Genomic DNA, 9,089 nt, shown 5'->3' with positions numbered 1-9,089 from the left:
GATTACTACAGAAATAAATACAACAAATTAAGGCCCTCAATGAAATGAGGGCCTTAATTTTAATGAAATTATCTATCGACTGTTAAATCACTTGCATCACTCCAACTACTAGACTTGTATTTAATATCTGCCAGTGCAGCCCAATAATCGGCATCGCTGTCTTTTAACCATAGGTTATTCTTGCTATCCCAGAAAACAAGAATACGCGCACCATCTATTTTTTTGACCTCACCATAGAAGAAACTGAATTGTACACGATCTCCGACCTTAATTGAGATACCGTTTTTTGAAATTGGTTTGTCACTGTTCGGTTTGGAATAATCCTGAGAATTATCATTATTTGTATTATCTGAGGCAGCTGGGATAAAATAATTGCTGTAATCAGAAGGGATATCTTCAAAGTTTCCTTGATAGAGCGCTATAACTTGATTTTTCTGATCCCAAACGAGTTGTAGGCCTAAATGTTCGCTTACAAATCTCAGTGGAACCATAGTTCTTCCTGAAATTGTTGTGGGAGCGACATCAAGTTTAATTTGAGTTCCATTTATAATTGCTTTTTGACTGTTTAAAGTAAGGATGATCTTATTTGTGTTGAGAGCAATGTTGATCGTTTTCTGAGAAGGATTCCAACTTGTTGTACCTCCGAGTTCTTTAATAATATTGCTGATTGGTAAAAGCACTCTGTTATTAACAATAGTAGGGGCGGCGTATGTTGTAGGATCAATGAAAGTAGAATATTCAGCATCATCAACGAACATTCCAGAATTATTAACTTTAAGAATTATACGTTTATTTTGAAGATCTGCTGCCAGTGCTGAATCAAGAAAATCTAAACCGGATGATAATATTACCAAAATGGAAAGGGTACTAATTAGTTTTTTTAACACGTTATTCACCTTTATTCTCGTTTGTTTTTTTATCATATGAATTATTTAAGTCTTTGGCTGTTTTGATAACATCGAAATGATTATTTAATGTATGACATATAGCATCCTTTGCTGAACTTTTAATGTTTTCCCATTTCTCGTTCATGTGTTTCCTCCTATTTAAACCATCTGTTTGTAAGCTTTAACCCCCCTAAGCTACCTATCCCAATACCTAATAAATATCCCATAGCTGTTCCGATTCCTGGGCAAGCTGCTGTACCAATTGCAGCTCCAATAGCTGCTCCTGTAAGAGCGCCAGTTCCAGCAACACCTACTCTCCCTGCTGCCGCTATAGCTCTTTCTCCCATTTACTCACCTCCTTTCATTTTCCTGGTAAGACTACTTACCTGGTCTAATTTTCCTATTAGCAAGTATAGCTAAAATAGTACTAACAGTAAATATAAAAACAACTGATAGTTAATTAATAATCTCTTGGACATTAACTACCCTTAACTAAAGGGGGTGCACTTATTTGGAATACATTAAACTCGGTAGACGTTTACGAGAAGAAAGACTTAAACTAAATCTTACTCAAGAGAAGTTGGCGGAGAAGATTGATGTATCAGAAGCATATATAGGACAAATAGAAAGAGGAGAACGGAGTTTGTCCTTGGAGACGCTAGTTAAGTTAGTTAACCAGCTTGGAATAACAGTGGATTTTTTGCTTCAAGATTCAGTTAAGTTAGATGATGAACATTTTATAGATCACATGAGACAACTTGTGATGGGTCGCAATATTAAGGAGAAGCAGATGGTTCTGGACATGGCAAAATTGCTGCTTTCGCATCTTGATGATATTAAATCCTGAATTCCGATAATCCATTCCTTTACATAAAAACAGTTTAGAACGCGGTCACTTACATGTGACCGCGTTCTTTTAAACTATAATATTGATTCCCACCTATTATTACGTGATCGAGTACTTCTATCCCTATAATTTCTCCAGCATTAACGAGGCGTTCAGTCAGATTAATGTCTTCCAATGAAGGAGCCGGGTCTCCACTGGGATGATTGTGTGCGCATATGAGAGAAGCACTGCACCGTTTAATAGCGGCACGAAAAACTTCCCTGGGGTGAACGATTGCTGTATTCAATGAGCCGATGGATATGACCTCCTTGAATATCACTTTGTTTTTAGTATTGAGGAATAAGCAAGTGAAATGCTCCTTGGTTAAAAATCTGAAATCAGGCTCAAGTAAGGCGAATGCATCTTTAGGGTTTCGTATGGTTGTTTGCTCATAAGTTGGGACGGTGAGGGTTTTGGCTAGCTTTAACATAGCTGTCAATTGACGGGCTTTGCCCATACTAATACCCTTTATGCTAATGAGCTGCTGCTCCGACACGTCCATTAATTCAGCCGTCGTCGGAAATTGATCAAATAGCTGCTGAATAATGTAACTGTTGGGACGCTCCCGTAAAGACTCTGAAACCAGTCTTTTAAGTTCCTCATTGCGATATTTCTCCATGAAATCTGCCTCCTGATATAGATTGGAAAATTAAAGAGCCAGACACAAAATGTGTCTGGCGTATACATATTACTACTCGCCAGGAAAGCCTATCTGAGTAGGTCATTAGTATATAATATAGATTTCATTTTTTTGAACTTACGGATTTTCAATAGATTCATAGACTTATGTTAGCTGGCATTTAAATCATCTCCCTAAAGTAATATTCAGGGATATAATATAGAATTGAGATTTAGCTTTATGCGACAGAGCTTAATTAAGTGCAGATATAATAGTAGAAAGATACATATGCACACAACTGCTATGTCACATGCTATAATATGATTGAGGTGAGGGTAGGTGGAATTTTCTTCGATTGTAAAATATGCGCGTGAAAAGTTGGGTCTGAGCCAAGAAGAAATGGCACATGCCTTGAAAATCAGTTTTTCAACAGTTAATAGATGGGAAAATGGAAAAACCCACCCGAACAAGATGGCAAAGTCTGTATTCTATGCCTTTTGTGCTCAGTGTGGCATAGAGGCAGAAGCCATGCTTCAGAGAGAGACAGAGGAGAGAAATAAAGGTTATGGCAATTAAGAAAAGTGAAATCTACAGTCAAATATGGGCTGCATGTGATAAACTGCGCGGAGGTGTAGAGCCTGCGCGATACAAAGATTATATATTGACATTGCTGTTCGTCAAGTATGTTTCTGATCGTTTCAAAAGCAATGACTCGTGGGATATCGAAGTACCACCGGGTGGTAGTTTCGATGATATAGTAAAGCTAAAAGGGACAAAAAATATTGGTGAAGGCATTGATACTGTTATTGGAACATTAGCAGCAGCTAACAATCTGAAAGGTATTATTGATATTGCCTTTTTTAATGGTGACGAATTTGGTACAGGTAAAGAAGCTGTAGATAAATTGTCTGATTTAATAGCGATTTTTCAAAAGCCTGAACTTGATTTTAGATATAATCGCGCCGGTGGAGATGATATACTTGGCGATGCTTATGAATTCCTTATGCAAAATTTCGCGAAAGAATCGGGAAAGAGCAAGGGGCAATTCTACACGCCTGGTGAGGTTTCTCGCATCATGGCACAAGTTATTGGGATTGACAAGGCAACAGGATCGGACAAAACACTTTACGATCCAGCGTGCGGATCAGGCTCACTGCTAATTCGAGCAGCAGATGCTGCTCCTAAGAAAGCTGATGGGACTCCGAACGTCGCTATTTTTGGGCAGGAGAAAACAAAAGAAACAGCAGGTCTTGCTCGTATGAATTTTGTTTTGCACAATATGGGAACCGCAGATGTGGCGGGCAACAAAAGTACACTTGCAAATCCACATTTCAAGGATGAACGTAATCCTAATCTTCTCAAAACTTTCGATTATATCGTTATGAATCCGCCATTTTCTGACAAGTCTTGGATGGATGGAATGAATATAACCGTTAAGGGAGATAAGGCAACTGAGCAGTATGGCCGTTTTGATGGATACAAGGTTCCACCTGAAAAGAATGGCGACTATGCATGGTTTCTGCATGTACTGCGCTCACTGAAGTCCACGGGTAAAGCGGCTATCATTTTGCCCCACGGCGTATTGTTTCGCGGTAATGCAGAGGCGGACATCCGAAATGAAATTATTAACCGTGGATATATCAAGGGTATTATTGGTCTGCCTGCCAACCTGTTCTTCGGAACAGGCATTCCTGCCTGCATCATCGTAATCGACAAAGAAGATGCCTCTGGGCGCCAGGGTATCTTTATGATCGATGCCTCAGAAGGATATATCAAGGATGGGAACAAAAATCGCTTACGCGAGCAGGATATTCATAAGATTGTAACGGTGTTCAAACACCAGATAGAGATCGATAAGTATTCACGATTTGTGCCCAATGATGAAATTAAAATAACTAATGAATACAATTTGAATATCCCCCGTTACATTGACAGCAGCGAGCCGGAAGATTTGCAGGACATCAATGCTCATTTGAACGGCGGCATTCCTGAAACCGATATTGAAAGTATGGCTGATTACTGGGCAGTGTATCCATCAATGAAGGATATGTTGTTCAAGCCGTTGCGACACGGTTATATTCAGTCGGCGGTTGAAAAGGATGATGTTGTTTCAATAATTACCTCCCATGAGGAGTTTATTAGCCACGCCAATATGGTAGATGATGCCTATACGGCATGGAAAGACTGCATCACTCCTATACTTATGCAACTTACACAAGGGAATGATCCCAAGACAGTTATTCGGGATTTGTCAGAGTTGCTTCTATCAGCATTTTCTGATGTCCCCTTAATTGACAATTACGACATCTATCAAAAGCTTATGGAGTATTGGGAAGAAACCATGCAGGACGATGTATATGCTGTTTGCTTTGAAGGCTACGATGTTGGCCGCAAAATCGCCTATGAATATGTGAAGAAAAAGAAGAAGGTCAACGGAGTAACTATTGAGGAAACAACCGATAAGGTTAAAAGCTATGAAGGGGAAATCATCCCGAAATCGTTGATTATTAAACACTTCTATCCTGACGAGCTGGAATCGTTGCAAAAACATCAGAGTGAGCTTGACACCATCACGGCGCAGCTTGAGGAACTCGTGGAAGAAAATAGTAACGAGGATGGATACTTTTCATTTTTAAACGATATGAAAGCTGTCACAATTAAAACTCGCATAAAGGATATACAAAACGATACTGACAGTACGGCAGAGCTTGAAGCGTTGCAGGAGTATCTGCGTTTATCTGGGATAGAATCGGACGCCAAGAAACTGATCAGGGAAGCTACCACTATGTTGGACATAGCAGCGCGAGAGAAATATGAGCAACTGACAGATGAGGAAATAAAACAACTCTTGGTGGAAGAAAAATGGTTACGTGCCATTTACAACGGTATTGACGCCATCCATTCTGCCGTGTCGCATCGGATTTATTCACGTATTACCGAGTTGGTAGAAAGGTATGAATTTACCCTGCCCGAATGCGAGGCAGAGGTTGCGGAGTTAGAGAACAAGGTCAAATCTCATTTGAAAAGGATGGGGTTTGTATGGTGAATACCTGGAGTATTGTAAAGTTAGGTGACTTATTGGAGTTCAAAAATGGCTTAAATAAAGGGAAGTCATTTTTTGGATATGGTATTCCAATTATTAATTATATGGATGTATATCGTGGAAATGGAATTTATAAAAAGCAGTTAAAAGGCAAAGTACATTTAACAAAAGAAGAAATAAAGCGATTTGATGTGAAAAAAGGCGATGTCTTTTTTACACGAACTTCCGAAACACCAGAAGAAGTCGGTTATTCGAATGTTATGATTGATGATATTGAAGAATGTGTGTTTAGTGGCTTTGTTCTTCGTGCTCGGCCTAAAAATGATTGGCTGGACATCAATTATTGTAAATATTGTTTCTCAACTCCGGAAGTCCGTAATGCAATTATGTCGGGATGTACTTACACAACACGGGCTTTGACAAATGGGCGACAACTTTCCTCAATTGAAATACCGCTTCCAGAGAAAGCAGAACAAATTGCCATCGCTGAAGCCCTTTCGGACGCGGACAGTCTGATTGCATCCCTTGACAAGCTGATTGCGAAGAAAAAGGCCATCAAGCAGGGCGCTATGCATGAACTTTTCACTGGGAAAAGGCGTCTGCCGGGGTTTAGTGGGGAATGGATTGAAAGTCCATTCAAAACTATTTGTGAATTTATTAATGGACGAGCATTTAGTCAAGATGAACTCTTGCGTAGAGGTAAATACAGAGTTTTGCGGTTGGGTAATTTATTCACAAGCGACAGTTGGTATTATTCTGATCTTGAACTGCCTGAGTCGCAATACTGTGATAAAAATGATTTAATTTATGCTTGGTCGGCATCATTTGGACCTGCACTTTGGAAAGAAGAAAAGGTCATTTTCCACTATCATATTTGGAAAGTGATTTGTAGCAATAAGATTGATAAGCATTATTTATATTATTACTTTATGTTCGATGTACAAAAAATTCTTCATGAGCTTCAAGGTGGAACTATGTTTCATCTGACAAAAGAAACTATAGAGAAGCGTAAATGTTTTTATCCAAGCGTAGAGGAACAAATTGCAATAGCGACACTTCTTTCGGATATGGACGTAGAAATTGAACACCTTGAAAAGCAGTTGGAGAAATATCGTCTCATCAAACAGGGGATAATGCAGGAGTTACTCACGGGGCGGATAAGGCTTGTTAATAACGGTGTAGATCAAAACTGTTCCCACGACTAGGAGGGTAGCCGTATGAGTATCGGTGATAGAGAAAAGAAGGTACAGGAGCGGGTCATCAAACTTTTTGTAAACGAATTGGGATATACCTATCTGGGGGATTTCACAGACCGTCGGAACAACTCCAATATTGAAGAGGAATATTTACGTATCTTTTTACAGAGGCAAGGGTATTCCGATACTCTGATTGACAGGGCGATCCGTGAACTTGCCAACACAGTGGGTAATCAGCAGGTCAGTCTGTATGACCTTAATAAAGCCACCTATACCTTGCTCCGTTATGGAGCAAAGGTCAGCGAATCTGTGGGGCAGCACAAAACCACCGTCCATTTTGTCAATTGGGATAAACCTCTTGAGAATGATTTTTTCATAGCTGAGGAAGTAACCTACATCGGCAAGCAGGAGAAGCGACCAGATTTGGTTCTCTATATTAATGGCATCGCTTTTGCTGTGATTGAATTGAAACGGAGTACAGTATCCATGTCTGAAGGGATACGACAAAACCTTACTAACCAGCGCAAAGAGTTTGTCATGCCATTTTTCTCCACAATCGGCCTGATAATGGCAGGTAATGACTCAGAAGGACTTCGGTATGGCGTAACTGGTACGCCTGAGAAATATTTTCTCTCATGGCGTGAAGATGAAAATGCAACGGATGAAGTGTCTGCGTATATTCGTGAACGAAATGAAGAAAACCCGATTAAATTGGATAAAAATCTGGTTTCCCTTTGTACAAAAGAACGTTTTGTTGAGATATTGCATAACTTTATCGTCTACGATAGCGGAACAAAGAAAACCTGTCGTCCCAATCAGTATTTCGGCATCAAGGCGGCACAGGATTATATTAGGCGGCGTGAGGGTGGTATTATCTGGCACACGCAAGGCTCAGGCAAGTCCCTTACGATGGTATGGCTAAGCAAATGGATTAAGGAAAACGTTCCGGATAGCCGGATTCTGATTGTTACAGACCGCGATGAGTTGGACACACAAATTGAGCGGATTTATAAAGGGGTAGACGAAAATATAGTCCGCACAAAGAGTGGACGTGATCTGGTGAATAAAATCAATGACACATCACCGTCATTGATGTGTTCGCTTATTCATAAGTTTGGTAGGCGCGGTGGTCAGGCTTCTCAAAGTGATTACGAAAGCTTTATCGAGGAAGTGAAGCAAGCACTACCGCAAAATTTTTCTCCCAAAGGTGACTTTTATGTATTTGTTGACGAGTGTCACCGTACTCAATCCGGTCGGTTACATAAAGCAATGAACATCATTCTGCCAAATGCTACTTTTATTGGTTTTACAGGCACTCCATTGATGACAAAAGACAAATTAACCAGTCTTGAAATTTTCGGGCCTTACATCCATAGATATAAGTTTGATGAAGCTGTTCGGGATAAGGTTGTTCTTGACCTACGTTATGAGGCGCGTGAAGTGGAGCAGGATGTCGCATCGCAGGAAAAAATTGATGCGTGGTTTGAGTCTAAAACACGAGGACTAAATAATGTGTCAAAAGCACGGCTTAAAAAGCGCTGGGGGAACTTGCAAAAGGTATTCAGTTCAAAAGCAAGGCTTGGTGTCATTGCATCTGATATTATCTTTGACATGGAAACCAAACCGCGTCTCCGTGAGGATGGAAGGGGCAATGCCATGCTAGTTGCTAGTAGTATTTATCAAGCGTGTAAATACTACGAGATTTTTCAGAATAGTGGATTAAAGAAGTGCGCCATTGTGACATCTTATTCACCCAATCCAGGTGATTTGAGAACTGAAACCGTTGGCGAAGATGGTGAAACAGAAGCTGCGGAGCAGTACGAAATTTATCGTAAGATGCTGGGTGACAAGGATGCGGATACCTTTGAAGCGGAAGTAAAGCAAAAGTTTGTTGAACAGCCTGATCAGATGAAGCTACTTATTGTAGTGGATAAGTTATTGACCGGATTTGATGCTCCAGCGGCTACATATCTTTACATTGATAGATCAATGCGGGATCATGCACTGTTTCAGGCAATTTGTCGTGTAAATCGACTTGATGGCGAGGATAAGGATTACGGATACATTATTGACTATAAGGACCTGTTCGGTTCACTTGAAAAAGCGATGGAGGATTACACGTCCGAAGCCTTCGACAATTACGATAAAGAGGATGTGTCGGGTCTGCTCAATAACCGCCTTGATAAAGCAAAGGGTCAATTAGATGATGCGTTAGAGGCTCTTCGTGCCCTTTGCGAGCCGGTTGCTGTGCCAAAAGATGAAATTGATTATATTCATTATTTTTGTGGTAAAAATTCTGAGGCATTTGATTTAGATGAGCTTGAAGAAAACTTGCCAAAACGCGAGCAACTATATGATCTTACTGCTAAAGCTATGCGTTCCTTTTCTGAGGTGTCAGGCGAATTAAAAGAAAGATATGGATATTCTTCGGAACAAATAAAGGCTTATGATAAAGAGG

General features: G+C 40.1%; 8 protein-coding genes. 5 read left to right on the top strand and 3 right to left on the bottom strand.

From position 1 onward, the window contains the following. Positions 1 to 68: 68 nt before the first annotated feature. Together PCH05_RS26920 and PCH05_RS27475 are read right to left on the bottom strand one after the other, a co-directional pair. Positions 69 to 887, bottom strand: a complete 819-nt coding sequence (locus tag PCH05_RS26920) for a stalk domain-containing protein (protein WP_164766818.1) — start codon at positions 885 to 887, stop codon at positions 69 to 71. Between the two features lies 1 nt (position 888). Next, complete coding sequence (locus tag PCH05_RS27475; protein WP_164766817.1) at positions 889 to 1,032, bottom strand: hypothetical protein; 144 nt, start codon at positions 1,030 to 1,032, stop codon at positions 889 to 891. Positions 1,033 to 1,398: 366 nt separating this feature from the next. Here PCH05_RS27475 and PCH05_RS26910 point away from each other — a divergent pair, with 366 nt between their 5' ends. After that, positions 1,399 to 1,734 (top strand): helix-turn-helix domain-containing protein, encoded by a 336-nt coding sequence (locus PCH05_RS26910; protein WP_127607789.1) that lies wholly within the window; start codon positions 1,399 to 1,401, stop codon positions 1,732 to 1,734. A 49-nt stretch (positions 1,735 to 1,783) separates the two neighbouring features. Here the strand turns inward: PCH05_RS26910 and radC are convergent, their stop codons facing one another. Continuing rightward, on the bottom strand, positions 1,784 to 2,392 hold the full coding sequence (gene radC, locus PCH05_RS26905; RefSeq protein WP_127607787.1) for a RadC family protein: 609 nt from the start codon (positions 2,390 to 2,392) through the stop codon (positions 1,784 to 1,786). Between the two features lie 339 nt (positions 2,393 to 2,731). Here radC and PCH05_RS26900 point away from each other — a divergent pair, with 339 nt between their 5' ends. From PCH05_RS26900 to PCH05_RS26885, 4 genes are all read left to right on the top strand, one after another. Next, a complete protein-coding gene (locus PCH05_RS26900) occupies positions 2,732 to 2,968 on the top strand; it encodes a helix-turn-helix domain-containing protein (protein WP_127607785.1) in 237 nt (78 codons plus the stop codon). Continuing rightward, positions 2,958 to 5,438 (top strand): HsdM family class I SAM-dependent methyltransferase, encoded by a 2,481-nt coding sequence (locus PCH05_RS26895; protein ID WP_127607783.1) that lies wholly within the window; start codon positions 2,958 to 2,960, stop codon positions 5,436 to 5,438. Before PCH05_RS26900 ends, PCH05_RS26895 begins: the two co-directional genes overlap by 11 nt. Further along, positions 5,432 to 6,640 carry a restriction endonuclease subunit S gene (locus tag PCH05_RS26890; protein WP_218030549.1) on the top strand — a complete coding sequence of 403 codons (1,209 nt, stop codon included), beginning with the start codon at positions 5,432 to 5,434 and terminating at the stop codon, positions 6,638 to 6,640. Before PCH05_RS26895 ends, PCH05_RS26890 begins: the two co-directional genes overlap by 7 nt. A 12-nt stretch (positions 6,641 to 6,652) precedes the next feature. Next, a partial coding sequence (locus tag PCH05_RS26885) for a type I restriction endonuclease subunit R (RefSeq protein ID WP_127607779.1) occupies positions 6,653 to 9,089 on the top strand: 2,437 nt, incomplete at its 3' end.

The sequence above is a fragment of the Paenibacillus chibensis genome (assembly GCF_004001045.1).
In the GTDB taxonomy this organism is placed as follows: Bacteria; Bacillota; Bacilli; order Paenibacillales; family Paenibacillaceae; genus Paenibacillus_AQ; species Paenibacillus_AQ chibensis.
Note: the sequence above shows the minus strand (reverse complement) of the source record. Positions and strands in the feature narration are given on the sequence as shown.